Origin of the sequence: Mesorhizobium sp. M1182 (assembly GCF_040318335.1) — a bacterium.
Lineage (GTDB): Bacteria > Pseudomonadota > Alphaproteobacteria > Rhizobiales > Rhizobiaceae > Mesorhizobium.
Map to the genome: position 1 here is coordinate 13,552 of NZ_JAMYMD010000014.1, position 19,758 is coordinate 33,309.

18 protein-coding genes and 1 pseudogene are annotated in these 19,758 nt (G+C 58.9%); 10 read left to right on the forward strand and 9 right to left on the reverse strand.

The annotated features are described in order from the left end of the window. Positions 1-20: 20 nt before the first annotated feature. The 4 genes from NKH33_RS18010 to NKH33_RS18025 form a co-directional block, all read right to left on the reverse strand. Positions 21-791, reverse strand: a complete 771-nt coding sequence (locus NKH33_RS18010) for a hypothetical protein (protein ID WP_352549797.1) — start codon at positions 789-791, stop codon at positions 21-23. Between the two features lie 62 nt (positions 792-853). Further along, entirely contained in the window at positions 854-1,459 is a 606-nt protein-coding gene (locus NKH33_RS18015) for a BRCT domain-containing protein (RefSeq protein WP_352920849.1), read from the reverse strand. Positions 1,460-1,469: 10 nt separating this feature from the next. Further along, on the reverse strand, positions 1,470-2,153 hold the full coding sequence (locus NKH33_RS18020; RefSeq protein WP_352920851.1) for a thermonuclease family protein: 684 nt from the start codon (positions 2,151-2,153) through the stop codon (positions 1,470-1,472). A 373-nt stretch (positions 2,154-2,526) separates the two neighbouring features. After that, positions 2,527-2,592, reverse strand: coding sequence for a DUF1508 domain-containing protein (locus NKH33_RS18025; protein WP_502906741.1), 66 nt, complete (start codon positions 2,590-2,592; stop codon positions 2,527-2,529). A gap of 212 nt (positions 2,593-2,804) precedes the next feature. Here NKH33_RS18025 and NKH33_RS18030 point away from each other — a divergent pair, with 212 nt between their 5' ends. The 3 genes from NKH33_RS18030 to NKH33_RS18040 all read left to right on the forward strand — a co-directional run bounded on the left by NKH33_RS18030 (position 2,805) and on the right by NKH33_RS18040 (position 9,540). Continuing rightward, on the forward strand, positions 2,805-6,332 hold the full coding sequence (locus NKH33_RS18030; RefSeq protein ID WP_352920853.1) for an AAA domain-containing protein: 3,528 nt from the start codon (positions 2,805-2,807) through the stop codon (positions 6,330-6,332). Between the two features lie 207 nt (positions 6,333-6,539). Next, positions 6,540-8,075 (forward strand): phospholipase D-like domain-containing protein, encoded by a 1,536-nt coding sequence (locus NKH33_RS18035; RefSeq protein WP_352549773.1) that lies wholly within the window; start codon positions 6,540-6,542, stop codon positions 8,073-8,075. 295 nt (positions 8,076-8,370) lie between these two features. Beyond that, on the forward strand, positions 8,371-9,540 hold the full coding sequence (locus NKH33_RS18040; protein ID WP_352920855.1) for a TIR domain-containing protein: 1,170 nt from the start codon (positions 8,371-8,373) through the stop codon (positions 9,538-9,540). A 304-nt stretch (positions 9,541-9,844) separates the two neighbouring features. On the opposite strand, the gene NKH33_RS18045 is transcribed toward NKH33_RS18040, so the two are convergent. Genes NKH33_RS18045 through NKH33_RS18055 form a run of 3 tightly spaced genes read right to left on the reverse strand, consistent with a single transcriptional unit; the run spans position 9,845 to position 13,399 of the window. Further along, positions 9,845-11,155, reverse strand: a complete 1,311-nt coding sequence (locus NKH33_RS18045; RefSeq protein WP_352920857.1) for a hypothetical protein — start codon at positions 11,153-11,155, stop codon at positions 9,845-9,847. 50 nt (positions 11,156-11,205) lie between these two features. Continuing rightward, the gene (locus NKH33_RS18050; RefSeq protein ID WP_352549768.1) at positions 11,206-12,468 is read right to left on the reverse strand and encodes an AbiJ-related protein; all 1,263 of its coding nucleotides are present in this window, start codon (positions 12,466-12,468) and stop codon (positions 11,206-11,208) included. 49 nt (positions 12,469-12,517) lie between these two features. Continuing rightward, positions 12,518-13,399 carry a hypothetical protein gene (locus tag NKH33_RS18055; protein ID WP_352549778.1) on the reverse strand — a complete coding sequence of 294 codons (882 nt, stop codon included), beginning with the start codon at positions 13,397-13,399 and terminating at the stop codon, positions 12,518-12,520. A gap of 586 nt (positions 13,400-13,985) precedes the next feature. Between NKH33_RS18055 and NKH33_RS18060 the strand changes: the two genes are divergently transcribed. Then, positions 13,986-14,330: a hypothetical protein gene (locus NKH33_RS18060; RefSeq protein ID WP_352473732.1), complete on the forward strand. Its 345-nt coding sequence runs from the start codon at positions 13,986-13,988 to the stop codon at positions 14,328-14,330. On the opposite strand, the gene NKH33_RS18065 is transcribed toward NKH33_RS18060, so the two are convergent. Then, positions 14,276-14,527, reverse strand: a complete 252-nt coding sequence (locus NKH33_RS18065; RefSeq protein WP_352541505.1) for a DUF6074 family protein — start codon at positions 14,525-14,527, stop codon at positions 14,276-14,278. The genes NKH33_RS18060 and NKH33_RS18065 overlap by 55 nt on opposite strands. Positions 14,528-14,703: 176 nt before the next feature. Between NKH33_RS18065 and tnpA the strand changes: the two genes are divergently transcribed. The 4 genes and pseudogenes from tnpA to NKH33_RS18085 all read left to right on the forward strand — a co-directional run. After that, the gene (tnpA, locus tag NKH33_RS18070) at positions 14,704-15,117 is read left to right on the forward strand and encodes an IS66-like element accessory protein TnpA (protein WP_352920859.1); all 414 of its coding nucleotides are present in this window, start codon (positions 14,704-14,706) and stop codon (positions 15,115-15,117) included. After that, entirely contained in the window at positions 15,114-15,467 is a 354-nt protein-coding gene (tnpB, locus tag NKH33_RS18075; RefSeq protein WP_352480788.1) for an IS66 family insertion sequence element accessory protein TnpB, read from the forward strand. Before tnpA ends, tnpB begins: the two co-directional genes overlap by 4 nt. Positions 15,468-15,536: 69 nt before the next feature. Continuing rightward, positions 15,537-17,102 carry an IS66 family transposase gene (tnpC, locus tag NKH33_RS18080; protein ID WP_352920861.1) on the forward strand — a complete coding sequence of 522 codons (1,566 nt, stop codon included), beginning with the start codon at positions 15,537-15,539 and terminating at the stop codon, positions 17,100-17,102. A gap of 29 nt (positions 17,103-17,131) precedes the next feature. Then, positions 17,132-17,329, forward strand: a pseudogene (locus tag NKH33_RS18085) (transposase); the annotation flags it as partial. A 188-nt stretch (positions 17,330-17,517) separates the two neighbouring features. Here NKH33_RS18085 and NKH33_RS18090 read toward each other — a convergent pair. After that, positions 17,518-17,850, reverse strand: a complete 333-nt coding sequence (locus NKH33_RS18090; protein WP_352780770.1) for a hypothetical protein — start codon at positions 17,848-17,850, stop codon at positions 17,518-17,520. A 968-nt stretch (positions 17,851-18,818) separates the two neighbouring features. Between NKH33_RS18090 and NKH33_RS18095 the strand changes: the two genes are divergently transcribed. Further along, positions 18,819-19,046 carry a hypothetical protein gene (locus NKH33_RS18095; RefSeq protein WP_352920863.1) on the forward strand — a complete coding sequence of 76 codons (228 nt, stop codon included), beginning with the start codon at positions 18,819-18,821 and terminating at the stop codon, positions 19,044-19,046. A gap of 351 nt (positions 19,047-19,397) precedes the next feature. Next, positions 19,398-19,649, forward strand: a complete 252-nt coding sequence (locus NKH33_RS18100; protein WP_352920865.1) for a DUF982 domain-containing protein — start codon at positions 19,398-19,400, stop codon at positions 19,647-19,649. Positions 19,650-19,758 lie beyond the last annotated feature (109 nt).

Consider the following 19,758-nt stretch of genomic DNA (forward strand, 5'->3'; position numbering starts at 1 on the left):
GGGCTTGCTCGACGCTCAGGTCAGAAGGACAGACGAGCGATGATCTTCGCTGGCCTCACTGCTCGGATCGAAGGTATTACGGCTTCTGGTACTTGGAAGGTCCTCAGGTTCTGAGCTTTGGATGTGGAGCCCGGTATCGCTGCCTCTGCGGAAGCAATGTCTTTTGCACTCACCTGCAGCGACTTGCAGGCTCCCTTCTCGTCCCAAAGATTCTTGGCAACCGCGCTTCCCACCGCCGCCGTGATGGCAGTGGGTGCGACATCGTTCGGCGCGACTTGGCGCGTCGCGATCAACGCCTTGATTGCCTCACCGAGGATCGCAGCGGAGTCGTCGAAGCCAACCCCGCGAACTTGATCGAACCTCTTCTCCGTGCTCCCGTCAACGATGCAGTGATGCGCAATGAAGATCCAGTCGTGGATCATGTAGGCTGGGGCGTAGCCCCAAGGCGACAGCCCTTTGAAGACCTGCGCGATCTTCGGGATTGAGCCGCCGTCCGTGTACATGAGGCCCGGCTTGATCGTGCTTCCTGGCGCTGCCGGATCTGCCCTGTGGAAGATCAAGGGATCCTGAGGGTCGGGCACGAACAGGAAACTCCCGTCACCGGAACTGTTGCCCTCACCTACCCACATCACGAACAAGCTGCCGGATATCTCACCGGTGGTAAGCTTCTGGTAGTCTATGGAGCTGCACCCAGCTGCCGTTGCAACTGCGAGCGCGATCACGCTCGTAAAGAAGCGACCTGCAAATCGCCGAGACAGGCGGATCTGATCGCTGAACGCATTGTGCCGCATCGTTCCACCTCGGTCGAATAGGGTGCTGATGGTATGAGACGCTGCCAAACGAACGGACGAAGTCAGAGAAACCCGACCCAGTGGCTCTCGGCGACAATCGAGATTGGCAACCCCTCGTCGCGCCAGGCGGTCGCGTTGAAAATCTTGTCGCCAAACGATGAGTGCTTCCAAGACTCCATGGCGTAGGCACCTATCACGAGCACGTCGGTCTTTTGCGTTAAACTGCCGGCGCGGCCGCCACGATCCGCTATGGCCTGCTCGCAGTATTTTCGCTGGCCATAATTGAACGTCCCGGTGAAACAGTATGACCGACCTTCAAAGGTCAAATTCGGAGGCGGATTGCAAAGGGGCAGGGTGGTCGGCTTCAACACTTCCCCGAGTTCGAAATCTCGGTTCGAGAAGCTGTTCAACGTATCGAGAAGTTCGGTGTGTTCATCGGCATCGAGCACCCCGTCCGCAAGGATTTCATTGACCCGTCGGTACAAGGTCCGGACGATCGGCTGATCGCTAATCTCGACATTGGCGGCCAGCCACTTTTGAAGGAACTCGACTTCTGCCTTGTTGATACTTCCGTCTGCAGCGAGGCCGCGCGCTAACCCAATCAACTCATCGATCTGCCGCGAAGAAATACGATCGCCGCCGACGCGGTTGTAAAACTTGTCATCCATGGACCCCTCCCTAGCAAAGCGTCTCGCACGCTACCCCGTCACCATCCCTATCTAGCTTGCGGCCCCACGCACAGTTGTGCAGGTACCATTGGGCGTCTTCGCAGGAGCTGATTTGCGAGCAGTATCGCCGGGGCTCGCACGAAAGGCCGCCGCTTTGCGCGACCAGCTTGCGACTGATGATCCCGAGCGGCTGGCTCGACGGCGCAGCCCCGTCGCCATGCGATGCGCGCCAGTCCCAAGGCGCGTCGAACTTGCCAACCCATAGACCAAGTCTCGCCGCCTTGGCCTTGGCCTGCTGCGGCGCGTAGGCGCCGTTGCTGTAGTGCGGCCAATCGAGCGCCTGGCCATGCTCTACCATCCACGCCGCCACGCTGGCGCCGTCGGCGCGCCGGCAGTCGCCGACGAAGCGGTGATAGCGATCCCAAGTCACAAAGATGCATGCCAACGGCCTAGAGGCCGCGAGGAAGCTATCCAGCGCTTCGGCGGATCGCCGACCGCATGGATACTCGAAGCCCTTGGCATCGTCGCAATATTGCTTGCTCTCTGGCGCATCCATCCCGTTGAACCGAATGCGCTGGCCGCGGATCTCAATCGTGTCACCGTCAATGACGGACGCCACGCCGGTCATGGGGGCGGGCTTTGGCTCGATCCAGCTCGAAGGGGTCAGGTCGGGCAAGCGGTCACTGTGCATCATGACCGTCTGAGCTAAGGCACCGACTGCAGCCGCGGTGACGAAAATCAACCGTCGCGGGACACTTGCCCGCCGCAGTGCACGAGAGCGTTTTGCTCCAGTGCGCTTGCGCCAGCGATCAGAACGATTGTCGTAACGAGACCTATCCACACCCTCTCTCCCCAAGCAAGCGGGAGAATGCTCCTAAATGTAGCAGAGGTCTAGTGAAGCCTATTTGCTGAGGATTCCCTTAGGAGATCACGGTTTCACTTGCCCTAGCGCAACAAGTGTCAGTGCCGAGGCGAGGCTCGTTCCGAAGCCAATATGCTCTAGCTTAGGAGCTGCCGCAGCATTGTGTGGAGTCGAGGGCTATTAGGGCGCACTGGGGCCATTTTTCTTAATCCGAATCGATGGCGCTCTGAGCGCTGGATTTGCTTGAGTAGCCCTCGGTCGAGAATATCACCTCGCTTCACTGCTTCCGCATAGCGCCAACCGTCAGTGGGAATTTCAACTTCAGGCGACTAGAATTGCACTCCCGGAGTGACGGCTTAGATCCGCCGGCTCATAAGTCGTCGAGGTCGTCGACTACCTGGGAGCTACCCCCGCGTAGTTTAGAACCGCGGCGTTGACTTGCGCTGGGCGCTACGGTCTATTTCGCAGCGGTGGGGATCAATTGTGAAATCAAAAACGAGACGGATTCAATTTTTCGATCAGTTCAACGCCGACCGAAAACTCGTCGGCAGCGATTCAAAGGGTCGCCCTGCGCTATGGCAAGGCTCCGACAGCCACGGGAGCAGCGTCTTAATTCGGCATTGGCCAAGAAAACGCACCCGTGACGACCACGACCTCGAAGGCATTTGGCGTAGCGAAATTCGGCAAATCCATAGCCTTGCGGCCTTGTCTCAAGCATCTGATCTTTTGCCTCGTCTCGTAGCGAGCGGGCAGGACGCCGACGGTTTCTACCTTGCGATTGCGACTGGTGACACCGCTCCGCTTGAAATATTTCTGAACCTTGGGCGCCGCCCGGTCGCACTGACCGCACACCGCTTGCCTCATAACCGCAGCCTTCTCTGGAACAATTTCAGGAGATTGGTTGAAGGGATAGACCTGCTTCATTCACAGGCAACCATCCACCGCAACATCGATCCATGGGCGGTGTTGACGAACTTTTCCAGTGAGCCCGATTTCAAACTGACCGGATTCGAATGGTCGATGCGAATTTCGGAAACCGCCGGGGATGGACTCCGCCTGCTACGGACCGCGCCACGTGTTCGATATGCGTATTCCTTTAGAAGCGACTGGGCGGACTTGGCTTTCCTCATCGCGAGGATCTTGGAGATACCTACTGAAGGACTGACCAACATGCAGTTGGTTCCTTCGGCAGTCACGGATCACACCTCAGCAACCGAAGTCCGTCTGCTCAGATACATGCTCGATTTGATTCCTGTCTCCCACATCGATGGCGATTTCATAAAGCAGGAAATAGACGAAATCATCCTCTCCTATTCGGGCGAAGCGAGCAGACGCGATGCCCACCTATATGTGGCTTTGAGCCTTGGCCAAGGCAGCAAGCTGACGGATAAAATCAGGAAGGCATCTGGCCGATCGATCGATGTCACCGAAACCGCCAAGCAAATTGACTTCGTTGCGAACGACCTTGGGGAATCGTTCCTGCTTGCCAGCAGGAAGGCAGGTGGCGACAAGGTGGAGTTCCTTCTCTGCGGCAGTCAGTTGAACTACAGGCTCAAGGCTTGGCAACAACCAGGTACGGGAGAACCAGAGACGTGGGACTTCGCTCAGTGCGAAGATGCGGACGTCTACGCACCAGAATTCTGGCAGGTCATAAACAGTAGTCCAATGAGACTGACCTCATTGGACTTCATCGACAAGCGTGATGCTAAGGAATCTTTTCCACGGCTCCGAGGTAGATCGCTCTCGTGGCATGATCCGTTGAAGCTGTTGAAAAGCACCGATCCTGGGAGCTCGGAAGCGGAACATTCTTTCGATGCAATCAGACTTCTGTTCCTTCTCGAACTCGCATACGCGGCTTCGAATATTTTCCCGATTGAGATCCGGACCGAACCCGACGATTCGTTCCATGGAGACATCTATCGGGTCACGGTCAGGTCCGTTCGCGATTTGCGCAGGGAAAGACTATCGGATGCATTGAACATTCACCCTCCTGCAAAGCGACTGAGCCGAATAATAGACAGTGGCGAGATGCGCGAGGAAAACGCGTGTATACTGTTGTCGGCAGGTGAGCTGGGTGAAAGCGTCAACATGACGCAATGGAGGATTGTGGGCCTCGAGAACCAACAGGACGGAACGTTCGAACTCGAAGGGACTCGTCCACCTCAGCTGTCTGGGACCGGCTTCCTCGCTTTCAATCAAGCCGGAACGGTCGTTCAACTGAAGCGCCGGCTCGGCGCCCTCGGAGAGTTGGGGAAGCATTCTGAACTGCTAGGGATGTTAAGTGCGCCACGCGACCGGATCGAAGACAGCCAAGACAAGCTGGATGAGAAAGACGAGGCCTTCGCAAATCTCGATCGGTCTAAGCAGAAAGCACTTGCGGAGATTTTCTCGACGATTCCGCTCTTCCTCCTTCAGGGTCCCCCGGGCGTGGGTAAGACATATGTGGTTAGCGAGATCGTGCGCAGACGAATGCAAGAAGAGCCCACATCCCGGTTCCTTCTAACAGCTCAGAGCAACTCGGCCATCGACCATTTGATGGACGAGATTACACCTCTGTTTGCCGACCAAGCAGACCCACCTATGACGGTGCGCGCTCGCTCGGTTGAAGACGACAGGAAAGCCGACGGCGTCGAGACCGATTATCTAGCCAAGAAGATTATCGATCAGTTGGTCAAAAGCCCTCTGTTCGGCGAAGGCAGCGATGTCGTGAGGGAACGGATCGCCGCTCTGGCTGCCGATTACGGTGGAGTGCCTCAAGAGAACAAGAGCAAGCGCAAATTGAAGACGTCCTCTGACCGTCGCGCACTGGAGAGCATGATATTGCGTTCGGCCAACCTCGTGTTCGCCACCACTAACTCCGCCGCAGTTGAAACGCTGATTCAAGACAAGGGCCTATTCGACTGGAGCATTGTGGAAGAAGCCGGGAAGGCCACGGGAAGCGAATTGATATCGCCTATGTTGCTCTCCCATCGACGCTTGATGATCGGAGATCACAAGCAGCTGCCGCCGTTCGACTCCGAGCGCATTGTAGACCTGCTCAAAACCCCCTCGCAGGTCAAAGACGCTCTCTCCGCGGTCAGGGAAATGATTTCCAGAGAGCTTCGGGACGCAACGCTCGACGAGTTGCTTGAGGACATCAATTCCGATGATGAAAGCTATATTGGAAATCTCACGGCCACGGCACTCCGGTTCCTGACTCTGTTCGGCACGTTGGTTGACGACGACATCGAATTTCTTTCTACCCGATCGCATCTAAGGCCGATCGCACGGCGCTTGAACGAACAACACCGAATGCACCCGGCGATCTCGAAGTTGGTTTCGCAATGCTTCTACGGTGGCGAATTACAGGACTATGCTAAGAGAGCCGAGAAGTTCAGGATGGAGGCATCTCCAGTTTCCGTCTTCGTGCAAGGAAGGGAAATAAAAGCCCCGGTCGTGTTCATAGACCTACCGTATTCGCGGGCCGCGCACAGCCATAAGGCCTTTCAAGATTCGAGACCAAGCTGGCATAATCAGGAAGAGATCGAGGCGGTTGTTCAAGTTCTCGCGTCGCTTCGCGCAAATCGGCAGCAGCCTAGCCTCGCCGTTTTGTCGCCCTATATGGAACAGGTCAGACGGATCAAGTCCCGCCTCAGAAAGGACATGCAGGACTCCAAGATCGACCTCTCCGGCTTCGGTCGCGCCATTGGGGACGAATTCTGCGGAACCGTCGATTCATTCCAAGGCGGCCAAGCGGACTGCGTCCTCGTCAGCCTCGTGCGCAACAACGAGCACACAAATCCCGACAAGGCTCTTGGCTTTCTTACCAGAAGCAACCGTATGAATGTGTTGCTTAGCCGAGCCAAATCCCAACTCGTGTTGGTGGGCAGCCTCAGTTTCTTCGAATACGTTTTGTCCAACGGAGACAAGGAAGGCTTCGACCTCACATTCCTTCGCACGTTGATGACGCTTCTAAAAAAAGGAGACGACCCGGATGTCGCGGTGATTCCCTTTCCATTTCGGGGTAAATAGATGACAACGGTACATATCATTTATCCTGTGTTACGCGGCAAGCGACGGTTCAAGATCGAAAAGGGCCGGCGTTGGAGCGTCATCGAACATCTGCTTCTCCAAGCGCTATCGGGCAGAGGTCGAACAGCAAGTGAATTGACAGTGGCCTCATCGTTGCCCCGTCGGATGATCGTGGAGGCGGTCACCCGGCTAATGCGGGCGGGTTGGGTGGAACTGAAAGCGACCTCCACTGCAGTCGAGTTTGTCGCGACCGCGCAAGGAAGGGATCGTGCTGGCGAAGAGGAACTCAAGCCTTCCATTACGCCGCTCGCAAAGTACAGAAGTTTCTATATCGATGACCGGACAGGCTGCGCATTCAGGATTCGCGACGTGCAGCCCTGCCGCGAGAATCAAGTTCCGATCGCCAACAACGACCAAATCGTCTGGAGAATCGACAGGGCTGGTTTGGACCCGGATGACCTTGTCGAGGTATTCAATGCCATCGAGGGACAGGACGAGTTTATCGTGGACGTCTACCCGAGCGTGGCTCGACTGGCCCCAATGCAAGGCATAGTGACCTACCGCGATGGAATTCCCGAAGGTATGCCGCCTCGCGCTCCCAAGGCCTTCGTCGACTATATTGAAGGTGAATACCAGAAGGCGTTGGCCTCAGACGACAGTGCGGAACGAGCTCGGCCTCTCATTCGTAGAGCGGTGGAAGCGACACCTCGAGATATCGCCGATCGAGAATTCCTGTTCGACCCGAGCGACCTCATCGTCGACGGGGCGGCAAATCTAGAAGCTTTCACTAAGGCTCTGAAGGGCGCGCGGGAAAGAGTCATTGTTCACTCTGGCTTCGTGACCGAAAACGTCAACGAAGTCATGCCAAACTTGCTGAGCGCGGCTGGGAGAAATGTCCGTATCGATCTCTTCTGTGGGCAGGACGAAGCTGGTGGTACCAGACGCTCTAGTGAGGACGCGATTGCAGACATCAAGACACGGATTGCCGGAACTGGCTTGCGGGACAGATTTCATATTCACCCATTCTCGACCGAGTCTCACTCAAAATTCGTCGTGGCGGATGACCGGACGCATGGTTGGATCGGACTTCTGGGCTCATGTAATTGGCTCGCATCTGGATATAAGAGCTTCGATGCATCGCTTCGGATAAGAGACCCTCGTTTTGTTGCGCAAATTGTCGGCGCGCTGTCACAAATGGTGAAGGGGAGGCCTGGAGTCTGGACCGATACCTCTATTCATTTCGCTGTCCTTGGTAGAGAGATCGCGAGACATAGCGTCAAACAGGGGCGAAAAGCGGAAATGTCGCTCCTGTACACGAAGGACCATGCAAATTTCGTGATGCGCGCCGCTGAGGAAGGCAAGAAGCGAATTTTTGTGCTCAGCCACCAATTCGGTGTCGCTGGTGGTCCCGTCACGGTTTTCCCTCTCCTTGACCGGGCCAAAGACAAGAAAATCGATGTCTCGTTATTCTATGGAAAGCCGGCAGGGGCGAAAAAGGCTTCGGACCTCCTCGCGCTCCGAGAGCGATACGGGGAAGTTGGGATGACTATCAAGGCAATCGAACGACCTCGTCTTCACGCCAAAGTACTCGGGTGGGATGACGACAATTTAGTCATATCCAGTTTCAACTGGCTTTCCGTCGATCCCAGTGAGCACAAGCCCAATCGCGAACTCGGGGTTTATGTCCGGTCAAACTCGATTGCCTTAAAGTTTCTACGAGATTTCGAAGTCGCCCAATGGTGATCAACTTGCCTCGATCACCGCTATGCGACCTCAACAAAGTCATCACAAGAGATAACCCGTGCGTGTCCCTTCGACCTGACTACGCCGAAAACGGCCAGTCCGCTCCCGGCCCCGCAGCTGCCTTGGCGCGTGCCCCAGGGGCAGCGCGCCCAAGCCATTCGACCCGTATTGAATCACATCCGGGAACCCGGTGGCAAGCCGATCGCCGCAGTCCACAGCGGAAAGGCTGTTTTCATAACGTCGATGTTGAGAGGGTGATACCGAGGGCCTACCTTTGAGTAAGGACACTGGGGCCGTGGACGCTGACGCCATGGTCACGCCGACCCTATGGGGACCGCCGATGGAAGGACAGGAACTGATCGAGATCGCGGATCGGCTGAAGGTCCTGGCAGATGGACTTGAGGTCGACGAACTCACCCAAGGATTGCGACGCATCGGCGCGGTGTGCGAGCAGGTCGGGCAGGCCTGGAGTGGGTCCAACCTCGGCTACCATTCCATCGTGTACTATGCGGGTTTGGCACGGCCTCCGGCCGGCGCACATTTCAGCATCGAGTCTGGGATAGCAGACGCGTGGCCGTTGGATGGCTCGGTCGGGACCTGGGAAGAGTATCGCTATGACGACGTGGTGGCGGAGATTAAACGCCGTAGTGGCAATCCCGATCTGAAAAAGATGGAGGTCGAATCTCGTGCGGTGGCGCAAGCGGTCGATGAAGCGAAGCAAACGATCGCCTCTTTGCTCTCCGAGGCGTTGCGCGACCGTCCAGACAGTTTCCTCGAGGACGTGAAATCAAAGATCGCAAACGAGCGCGTCCTTTCGGAACAGGATGGCGCGCGGGCGATGCTGCCCCGGGGCCAAATCATCTCGCGTGACATGCGCGCGATGACGCAGGGCATGCGCTTAGCGCCACACCAAGCCGTCACGCTTAAGATGGCGTTGCTCGGGGCACCGGGCATCGTCGCGCGTAAGATCTCCGGTCTTGCACGGCAAGCCGGTTCCCATCTTCTCCGGGTGGAAGGGCGGAAGCGAAAATCCGCGCTGGTGGGCACCAATGTGTTCATTGGCCACGGCCGCAGTCTCCTTTGGCGCGCGCTCAAAGACTTCGTCCAGGACCGGCTGCATTTGCCGGCCGACGAGTTCAATCGCGTCCCCGTGGCAGGCGTTACAAATATCGCCCGGTTGTCCGAGATGCTCGATTCCGCGGCGATCGCCTTCATCATCCTCACCGCCGAGGATGAAGTGAAGGATGGCAAGCTACAGGCACGCATGAATGTCATCCACGAGGTCGGCCTGTTTCAAGGTCGACTCGGCTTCACCCGGGCGCTTGTGATGCTTGAGGAAGGATGCGAAGAGTTTTCTAACATCCAGGGCCTTGGCCAGTTGCGGTTTCCCGTAGGCAATATCACAGCTTCGTTTGAGGACGTGCGACGTGTCCTTGAGCGCGAAGGTCTGATCGATACCCGTTAGGCTGTTATCGACGCGCGCCTGGCGCCCCTGCTATGAGCGGTCGGGCTGTCATAAACCAAGTCCACCAAGTGCGGTCTTCGCCAGTCGGCTCCCATCCCTAATGCTTTAGGCTTTGGCCGTAGACGCGGAGTTCGGATGACCAAGACATTGAAGTCGTTGAAGGTGCCTTGAGGCTAGCGGAAGGACCGATCAGGCGGCATGCGGAATAATGGGCTGCGCCGGCCATCGTGGGGCGGGAAAGCGATCAATCCGGTATCGAGCTGCTGCCGTAGGCTTGGCCTCAGAAGCGGTCATCATGCATCGCCTATCTCGAAAGCGGTGCCACCGCCGCCGACCGCTCGAACTCCGCCATTGAACGCGCGGGCGGGCGACCGTAAGCGTCCATCAGCGCGTTCCAGAATCGCAGCAGGAGCGCGCGACGTTCCTCCGACGTCCAGGTCTCCCGGTCTTCGTCCACATCCACCCATGCACTGACAGCGGGGTAACGCTGAGATTGGTATTCTCCTGGCAGGACAGTGTCTGTCAGATCGCCAGCGCCAAGTCTGATTCCGATCGGGCCCTTGCCGCCCATCGCCCTAATGGCGGCGACGCCTTTGCCGAGGAATATATCGAGCGGTGTGAACGGCAGCGCCGACGCGAAAACCTGGCCGCCGCTGTTCTCGGTGAAACAGTTTGTGTTGACGGCCCAAAGCTCACCGTTCGACTGAAACCATTGCGTCGCGTTGATTACGATCATGTCGTTGCGCGCGCCGGTAGTAAGGCCCGAGACCGACAATGCGCCATCGCCATTGAGACCCCAGTCGCCATCTCGACCACGGATGTTCAATGCCACGTCTGCAATCCGCTGTTCGAGCTCGACCTTTGCCGGTATCGACCATTCGCGTGGCGCGATGCGCGCGAAGATCCGCGTCCCATCCCGCAGCTCAACGCTGCGCGGCGGCTCCCCCATCGCATTGTTGCGGAACTCGAGCTTGTTCTCCGCCGGCGGCCAGATCGCGCGATCGCTGCTGCTCGGCGCCTGCCAGGAGATGGGCGGCGGCGGCGTCCTAGCCGGCGCCTGCTCGGCCAGGATTGGCACGATGCAGCTTTTCAAGACCTCGGCGAAACGCTTCTGCTCCGCCTTGATCTCCTCCTTCGTCGCCCCGTCCTTCAGGGTATAGACCTTCGCGCCGCTCCGGTGACGCCAGTCGAAGGGGAGCGCCACGGGACCGGGATAGTGCGCGCCGTTCGCCACCAGGATGATGCGGCCTTGCGAGAGCGCATGTTCCGCATAGCCGAGCTCGGACATGACGTTCGGGTTTTGCAGATGCTTCGGCTCCGAACGCTTCTCTACGGCTGCGTTCGGCTGAAGTGCTGCTGGATCGGTTACCCCGACTGGCGTCATATCCGCGACGAACACATTGGCCTTGGCAATCTTGTCCAGGATCGTCTTCGTTATGTCCGGGGTTCCGGCGACATTCTTGGTGTCGTGATCGATCTCGGGCCGTACCGCCTCCTCATAGTCAGGGTCGACAGCGATGAGCTTGCAGGCATCCTTAAGCGCGTCGCGCACAAAATAATGGTGCAGCCTCGGATCGCGATCGCTTTGCCAAGACCAGAATATCGTCGTCGTCAAATGCTACCCCCTACAGATCGTCATGAGTTGTCATGCATGAGCGAGCACCGTCATTGCCGAATGCGGTGCAGCCGAAATAGCTTGTCGAAGAAATCCGTAACCCTCGCCTCGGCGCCGCTACCGACCAGTTCGTTCGCCGCGAACCTGTAGACCTCATATCCGGCAAGGCGCAGTTCACGGTCGGCCGATACCATGTCGGCGTAGACCCTCAATGACGGAAGGTCGTTTTCCGAGAAGTGGTGCTTGCCGTCGACCTCGATCACGATGCGCTGACGGTTGGGAAGCAATATCAGGAAGTCCATGCGCTGACGCGGCAGCGGCAGGCGATTTCGCAGGGTCTTCACGATGGCGGGGTCGTAGTGAAGATAGACTTGCGGCAGGAGAGCGGGCAGCGCCTCGCCAAGCGCGGACCGATAGGCCTTGAAGTAGGTCGCGAAAAGCTTGCGTTCCGCGTCCGAAGCTAGGGATTCCTGGAGGCGCGCTCCGAGCATTGCGGCCTCGGCCCCCGGCGTAATCTCGCTCCACCAGGCGACGAGCTCGGACCACAGAAGGCCGCTCGCGCCGATGGGCCGGTCATAGATCAGGCAGCTCTCTTCGCCGGACAGAATGACGATGTCGTTGTTGATCGCGTCGGCAAAGCCGATCTCCGGCTTTGGTCCCCGCGAGGCGAAGATCAGGTTCTTCGGCTTGCCACCGACCCCGCGCACCATAGAACGGAAACTGAAGAGCGGATGACCGGAGATTTCGTTATCCTGGGCCAGCTCATATCCATCCCGCGAAAGGACCTTGTTCAGGGCGGCGACTGTCTTCGTTTGCTCCTCGCCAGATCGGGAAAGGGGATGAACAGCCTGTTCGAGCAAGGCGCCGAACCTGGCCCTGGAACAATCGAATGCCCCGATTTCTCCAAACAGATGTTCCACCGACCAGTCGCCGGGATTGTGATCCATGTGCCGGGCAATCTGGTCGCGAAGGCTTTTTCCGCTGTTTCCGAAGAAACCTTCAAATGCCGAGGAAAGCGGGAAGAGGCCCTCGACCACGTCCACGGTGCTGCGCTCGCCGGCGAAGTCGTTGCCAAGGACCCGCGCAATGTCCCGCCGTGTGATCTGCGTCAACGACGGGTCATCCGCCTCGAGCACCTTGCGCGCCGCTTCGTCGAGGGGGATGTCGCCACGAGCCGCAGCGAATTTGAGGACCACTCGACCCAGGTCCTCCTGTGTGTGGTTCTCGAGCGCAAGTTCGATACGCTGCCGCTTGGAGAAACCTTCTGGCGCAGGCACGACCAGCCCAGCGATCCGTTGCGGCTCGTCGCTCATTTGCGTGTGGGTCATTCCGTGAAGGATGCCGGCGACAAGGCCGTAAAGGTCATCCGCCACGCCCGGTCCCTTTCAGGATCACGCGCAAGAATGCAAACATCCGCGTAAACAGGTAGTCGACCTGATCCGGAGAGGTCAGCGCTTCCTGCGTCGTCTCGGAATGACGAATGCGGAAGCTGTTCCCGACAGTGGTCAGATCGGCCGCCTCCCGGCCGAGGGCATCACGAAATCCAGTGCTCGGCGCGGCGACGCGGTCCAGCAGAGCATCGGCCTGCGCGCGCTTATTGCCGCCGGGCTCCAACGTCTTCAGCCGTTCAAACGCGTCCCACAGTTTCTCCAGCGCATCCTGCCGATCTTCGAGCTCTGGCGAGAGAAACCGTTGCCGCGCGGCTTCGAGCAGCCGGTCCGTCTCCACATCGCCAGTGCGAAAGATCGCCCAGCCGAGCGCATTGGCGACAGGCTGGGGAAGAAGACGGCGGGCCTGCCCGGTAGACGTCAGTTCATAGGCAACCCCGTTGCGGCGAAACAGGAGGTTAATGTCCGTCACAAATCGCTCAAGGCCGGCATCCCGATTCCAGCTCAAGTGATAGTGCCCGAAGTAGGAGTGATAACTGCCCTTAATCGGTTCGCCGACAGCGCCGGCGCAGAACTCAAGCAGATCGAGAATCACCGGCGTTTCGGGCAATTCGCTCGCGGTGAGCGGCCACACGATCCACGGCACCTCTGCACCGAGTACGCGACTGAAGGCCTGCTCATCACATCCGCAGGGACCGTTCCCGTCAGAACACTGTTCTGGAAAGCGCTGGCCGAACGAGCCATCGCCGATCCTCGTCAGGATCAAGCTGTAGAGGCCTGCCCATAGGCGCTCATCAATCACATCGATTGTTGCAGGACGCACCCCGTACTCATGTTCTGTAAAATAGGTCGACACCCTTCCCCCTTCATCGCTTTCAAGCACAGTTCTCCCCTCCTGCGATGTCTGCGCATCGCTTGATCAGACCTCGAAAGGTTCCGCGTGGACTAGAAGCAGGCCGCTCCCCGCCGCACAAAGAAATTGCGAGGTGAATCGTGAATTCAGAGCAGTTGGAGTCAGCAGATCGTTACATTCTGCTCTCACTGCTGGACGACCTTGCTGAGGCGCATAATCTACAAAGGATACGCGTGCTTCACAAGTGGGCCGGAGGGCCGGAGCGCGCTGAAAGCTTCAGTTTCGAATCCGACCAGCCGCCCGTAGGTAAAACGGCGGCGTTGGGCGTGGCGGGCTTGGCCTGACCGGCTGACTTGGCCCAAAGCAGCCGTCGACCAAGCAGATCGCCAACGTCCGCAGTGGGGTCGTCGGCTGAACGTCGGCTTTCCTAGTATCTCAGTGAGAGCCGAACAGTCCGCTTCCAGCCCCGTTCCAGCCATTGCTATTGATCACCGGAACTGACGGAATGGGCAGGCCTATAGATGTCAAAAACACAAAACGCCCTTTCAATGTTCGCCTTTTGTGCTTCGAAAGTCGCATAAATGGCAGTGTGGAACTCAACGGCGGCTCATTGGTTTTGCGGGTTCAGCTCGTGGAAAAGGTCCGTCGGCCTTTCGTGAATGCGGGTTTCCGCATCGCCTACCTCGATTTGGTCGATGACCGCCGGACAGGCGAGGCGGAGCCGTATCTCGCCCGAGAGCACATTCGCGCGCATGATTTCGACGAACGCGCCTATCTTTTCATCCGCAGTGAGAAACCTGCGTTTGACGGATGCAGTGGTGCTACGCTTGTGGAGCCCCGGGGCGTCTCTATGCGGCAATCCTTCATCGTGAGCCGATGCTATTGTGCAAGTTTCGCAGCACTGCGGGTGGCGATATCGGCCAAGACAGCATGAAGAAGCGTTCCAACTTCCTGTTCGGCGACCCCGGGTGCAATTCCTGATTCGGACAGTTGAACGAGAATTGCCTTGGCGGTGTTGCGCCAGAAGGCGTTCGCGTCCTTCCCGTTCTTGGATTCCAGGACCCGGGCGATCCCTTCGACCAACTTCCGCCGCCGATGCAGCGGAAACGCGCTTATGTTTGAATCACACATCGATCACCTCACCCCTTCAGTCGCGCGAATAAGCATTGGCGGGTGAGAAAATTTGGTTAACAGCGCTTTTGGACGTAAGCGCCACGCCGCTCCCCTCGTGCGGGGCATGAGGTGAATGTGCGAAGAATCCCCCCGATCGCGAGAGACGGAGGGCCTACGTGGGAGCAGACGGCAAAATGGACGTCCATTTGGACGTCCCAACAGCTGGCCACGCAGGCCGGCTCGAGGTTCTGGACGGTCCAACGGGACGGCGGGTTCGCTCGGAGGCCGAGAGAGCCCGGATTGCGGCCGAGAGCCTGATGCCGGGGGTGCAGGTGGCGGCGGTCGCGCGCAAGCATGGCGCGACCCGCTGGCAGGTCTACGATTGGCGGCGTCGCCTTCGTCAGGGACAACTGGCACTGGCGGAAAGCATGGCGCCGATGTTCGCGCAGTTGATGGTGGACGACTCATCGGCGCCTCAGCGGAGGATGAGGCCATCGAAATCGACGCCGGCGAAGGTGGAAATCGTGATCGACGACATGTTGATCCGAACGGCGGTTGACCTCGAGCAGCTGTCGCAGGTGATCCGAGCGGTTCGGGCCTCGCGATGATTGCACCGGGCAACGATCTGAAGATCTACGTGGCGACCCGGCCGGTTGACTTCCGGCGCGGCATGGACGGATTGGCATTGGCTGTGCAGGAGATGCTAGGCCTCGACCCGTTCTGTGGGGCAGCCTTCGTGTTCCGGGCCAAAAGGGCTGACAGGATCAAGATTTTGGTGTGGGATCGCACCGGCCTTGTGCTGGTGCACAAGCGGCTCGAGGGCTCGAAGTTCGTCTGGCCGCAGGTTCGCGACGGCGTGATGCGCATGTCGCCGGCGATGTTCGCGGCCTTGTTCGAAGGGCTGGATTGGAGACTGGTTCGCCCCGAGCGGGCACGGCGTCCGCAGCTGGCCGGATGAGTGTGGCACAGTGACTCAGGTGCCTTGTCTCCAATGGCGTTATCGGCACTCATGTGCTTGATTTAGTGCATGAATCTGACGGTTCTCCAGGAAGAGAACGAGCGTTTGAAGGCGCTCCTCGCCGAGGCGCAGGCAGCTTTGGCAGAGTCCGAGGAGGCGCGCCGCCGCCTGGAGAGCGTCGTCAGCCAGCTCAACCACGAGAAGTTCGGCGCCAAGTCCGAGAAGCTGCATCCCGATCAATACCACCTGCCGCTCGAAGACGTGGAGATCGCGCAGGGCGTGCTCGATGCCGCGCAGGAAAAGGCGCAGCGGGTCATCCGGGGGCGTTCGGACGGCTCGTCCGGTTCGCGCCAGCGCAATCGTGGCCACTTGCCTCCCCATCTGCCGCGGGTGGAGCGGATCATCGAGCCCAGGAGCACGCTGTGTCCGTGCGGCTGCGGCGAGATGGCCAGGATCGGCGAGGATGTCAGCGAGCGGCTCGACGCAATCCCGGCGCAACTGCGCGTGCTGGTCACGCGCCGCCCGAAATACGCTTGCCGGCGCTGCTCGGGCGCCGTCGTGCAGGCGCATGCGCCCGAGCATATCGTGCCTGGTGGCCTGCCGACCGAGGCGCTGATCGCCCAGGTCATCGTCGCCAAGTTCGGTGATCATTTGCCGTTCTACCGGCAGGCCGAGATCTACGCCCGCCAGGGCATCCAGCTGGATCGGGCGACACTGGGCAACTGGGCAGGCCGGGCCTGCTTCCATCTCAAGCCCATAGCCGATCAGATGCGCGGGCATCTGGCTGCGGCAGAGCGCCTGTTTATGGACGAGACCACGGCGCCGGTGCTCGATCCCGGACGCGGCAAGGTCAAGAAGGGCTTCTTCTGGGCAATCGCCTCCGATGATCGCGGCCATGGTGGCCAAGGCCCGCCCATCGTGCTGTTCCACTATGCGCCGGGGCGCGGCGGCGAGCATGCCGAACGCTTCCTTCAAGGCTTCGGCGGACAGTTCCTGCAGGTTGACGCCTATGAGGGCTATGACCGGCTGACACGCCTGGAGCGGCCACAAGGACCGTGGCTGCTCGTCCATTGCTGGAGCCACCTGCGCCGACGTTTTGTGAAGCTGGCGCGCAACACCAAGTCCCCGATCGCCGAAGCTGCCGTGCGCCAGATCGCTACGCTCTACGCCGTCGAGGCGACGGTGCGCGGCATGACGCCACAAGCTCGGCTCGCCGCCCGACAGCAGTACTCCACCCCGATCATCGCCGCCTTGAAGCCGTGGTTTGAAAAGCAATTGTCGATGATCTCCTCGGGCTCAAAGCTGGCCGAAGACATCCGCTATGGTCTTGCCCATTGGGAAGGGCTCACCCGCTTCCTCGGCGACGGCCGGCTCGAGCTCGACACCAACCCGGTCGAAAACGCCATCCGGCCCGTATGCTTGACCAGAAAAAATGCTCTCTTTGCTGGCCATGAGATCGGGGCCGAAAACTGGGCGCTGCTCTCATCCGTCGTGGCCACCTGCAGGCTCAACGACGTCAATCCCGTTGCCTACCTCGCCGAAACCCTCGAGGCCATCATCAACGGCCATCCACAGAGCCAGATCGAGGAACTCATGCCCTGGCGATTCCGGAAAACATCAAGCCCAAACCCATAGGTGATCGGCGAGGCGCTTACTTTTGGACAATGGTCAGCAATGGAATAAAGCGTCTACCCAACAAGCCAAGAGGTGTGCCACGTGTTGATGATCGGCGCGTGCTGAACGGCATCTTCTGGGTGCTGCGCTCCGGTGCTCCATGGCGCGACCTGCCTCAGCGCTATGGCCCGCGCACCACCTGTTGCAACCGCTTCGTCCGATGGCGAAAAGTAGGTGTGTGGCTGCGCAGTAACGAGTCTACGCCTAAGGTTTGCGGAGCCTCACGCCGGCGCGGCTGCCGTTCTCCGGGATGAACTCGACGCCGGCGGCCTAGAGGGCGATGCGCAAGGCAGCAACGGTTCGCTCTTGGAGCCCTGTCGGGCCGCGACATTGTCTATTTTAGACAGTCGCCGCGACCATAACTTTTGATAACAGGTCAGGGTCGCGGGATGCCGAGCCGCTTGAAATACCGAGTTACGTCCGGGTGCTCGCGATCGTCCTGCCTCAACCGCGCAAGCGCGTCATCATCGCCGGCGAGCGCCATAGCCAAACCGGGAGCGCTTATTCTCCACGGAGCACCGGGCATTGTCTGGTTGTGAAGACGGTGCTTGATCACCAGCCGCCTGAGTGTGTCTTCGCTTACGTTGTAGTCGTGCCTGAACAGATCAATGGCCCTCTGGACCGTGATCGCCTCTGCCCGTGGGATGTAGAGCGGCCGAAGCCGTTCGCCTGTTTCTGGCGCTGTTTTGACAGGGAGCGCATTGGTCATTCGGCCCATCGCGCTTTTCTGCGGCCCGCCGTTTCGCCCGACATCAGGGAACGATATCGGCCCCCATGTATTAGAAACCCATGGACACTATGGAACCCCACGGCCACGGGATGGCGGCCGATCGGAAGTTGCCAATGCCAGGCAGCGCATCCACCGGACCGAGCTCGCGCTTCAACGCACTGAAGAAATGCTGGCCGAAAATCTCGCGCTGTGCAGCAGGCTACGAACTGCGGTCGAGGCCGCAGACCGCTTGGCGAAGATCGATCCCTCCAGCTTTGAAGGACGTCGCGCGGGTTGAACTGGGCCGGCGTTTCATTCGTCGCGACCTTGCGGCACCCTGCCGCAAGAGCCTGCCCGTTGGCATCACAGCGTGAGCAAACATTGGACAGAAGCATTCCAAGGTTCACGATGTGCAACACCGACGCTAGATCGACACGAATCTTCAGTTCAAAGAGCGAGGATTAATGCTGCGGCAAACGAAGGGGGCACGGGGGGTCTTCGCGCGAGCCAGTTATCCGATCTCCCGCTCAGAAATTTCAGCCAAATATTCCGACCTCCTGATGGAACCCATTCGTTGCGGGCGAGTTGCGGCTCATTGGGAGGGACTTCCCGAACATGACAACGAGCAACAAAGCAGACCATCAGTCTGTCGCCGAAGCGTTTCGGAAACTGATCCGTTCCGAAGGCTATCGTCATAACGTACAAACGTTCTTAAATCTGGGGGTCGAACCAGAACTGCCGCCAACCCTACAGTCATTACTTGCGGCTATTGATCGGGCCAAATAGGGCCCGACGGAAGAAGGTCCCTAGCGGGCTGGCTGAGCGTCAGGTCCAAAGAGTATAGAGGCTCGCTTCGTGGCTTGTCCCTCTGATTCCCACTCAGAAGTTATCAAACATTCTTCTTGATTTTTCCCGACAGAGGATCATGAATGTTCCGCGTGGGTTCTCGCTGAGGTGGGAGGCCTAGTATGAACGTTTGGACGAACTGCCGACCCGACAAAGTGACTGCCGAACACCTTGTTCACGAGCTGATCCTACAAGTCCGTCGCGGCCAAATCATCTCCGTCAAAGAGACTATTGCAGCGGTGCGCCGAGACGAGCCACATCTGCCGGAAACTGACTGCGAGCTGGTGGAGCTTATTGTCAATGTTGCCCCAGCCTTTGGCCTGTTTGTCGGGTTCGATCTTCGCGAATAACCGCCTCCTCAACAGGGCGGACCGTGGCGACACGGTCTCGATCAAAGCGGCACTACGCGAAGCTCGGGAGACTGCGCCTTATTTGGTGGCCTCCAACGAAGAACTAACCGAGGCGATCGTCGAGGCAGCAACTGCCATGGGCCTCTGCGTGGCTATCGGTCGCGAGTAGCTGTCAGCCAACTTCAGCCGCTGTGGCATCGCAACGGAAGCGCGCCGTCCTGCGCCATTTCAATAGTCAGAGGTAATCCGCAATTACCTTCGCAACCTGCTCAATCTGCCTGTAGAACGGGAACTGGGCTGAGCAAAGGTATTTGCTGGAGGAACTTGATAAGGTCGACAAAGAGTGACCGCATGGCTCTCCACTGGTTCAACCCTCCGGTCCCGGTCAAGACCGAGCGTCCCGGGATCATCCACAATGTCAACAACGCCGAGGCAGCCGGCGAGGAGCTGATGAAGTGGACCAAGCGTGGCCCTTGGTGGGAGCTCGCGGTGAGCGTTTGCATGGCCGTGATTTTCGACGAGATGGAACCTGAGGAGGCCCGCAAGGCATTCCTGGCTGCTGCAAAAGAGGAGGGGACATTACTCCCCCCAATGACAAACTAACTAAATTGGATGCGGTATAAGGTGCTAGGTGTCTCTTACCAACACCGCCTTCGCGAAAGGAGCCCGCCGCCGGTGAGGGAGAGGCGACGGACCCCCCACACAGGCTGCA

Excerpts from the sequence above, each read along its gene's own strand:
- NKH33_RS18050 (WP_352549768.1), bottom strand. The coding sequence starts at position 12,468 with ATGAGCGACGAGCCGCAACGGATCGCTGGGCTGGTCGTGCCTGCGCCA.
- NKH33_RS18010 (WP_352549797.1), bottom strand. The coding sequence starts at position 791 with ATGCGGCACAATGCGTTCAGCGATCAGATCCGCCTGTCTCGGCGATTT.
- NKH33_RS18090 (WP_352780770.1), bottom strand. The coding sequence starts at position 17,850 with ATGACCAATGCGCTCCCTGTCAAAACAGCGCCAGAAACAGGCGAACGG.
- tnpC (WP_352920861.1), top strand. The coding sequence starts at position 15,537 with ATGAATCTGACGGTTCTCCAGGAAGAGAACGAGCGTTTGAAGGCGCTC.
- NKH33_RS18100 (WP_352920865.1), top strand. The coding sequence starts at position 19,398 with ATGGCTCTCCACTGGTTCAACCCTCCGGTCCCGGTCAAGACCGAGCGT.
- tnpA (WP_352920859.1), top strand. The coding sequence starts at position 14,704 with ATGGACGTCCATTTGGACGTCCCAACAGCTGGCCACGCAGGCCGGCTC.
- tnpB (WP_352480788.1), top strand. The coding sequence starts at position 15,114 with ATGATTGCACCGGGCAACGATCTGAAGATCTACGTGGCGACCCGGCCG.
- NKH33_RS18095 (WP_352920863.1), top strand. The coding sequence starts at position 18,819 with ATGAACGTTTGGACGAACTGCCGACCCGACAAAGTGACTGCCGAACAC.
- NKH33_RS18020 (WP_352920851.1), bottom strand. The coding sequence starts at position 2,153 with ATGATGCACAGTGACCGCTTGCCCGACCTGACCCCTTCGAGCTGGATC.
- NKH33_RS18015 (WP_352920849.1), bottom strand. The coding sequence starts at position 1,459 with ATGGATGACAAGTTTTACAACCGCGTCGGCGGCGATCGTATTTCTTCG.
- NKH33_RS18065 (WP_352541505.1), bottom strand. The coding sequence starts at position 14,527 with ATGTGTGATTCAAACATAAGCGCGTTTCCGCTGCATCGGCGGCGGAAG.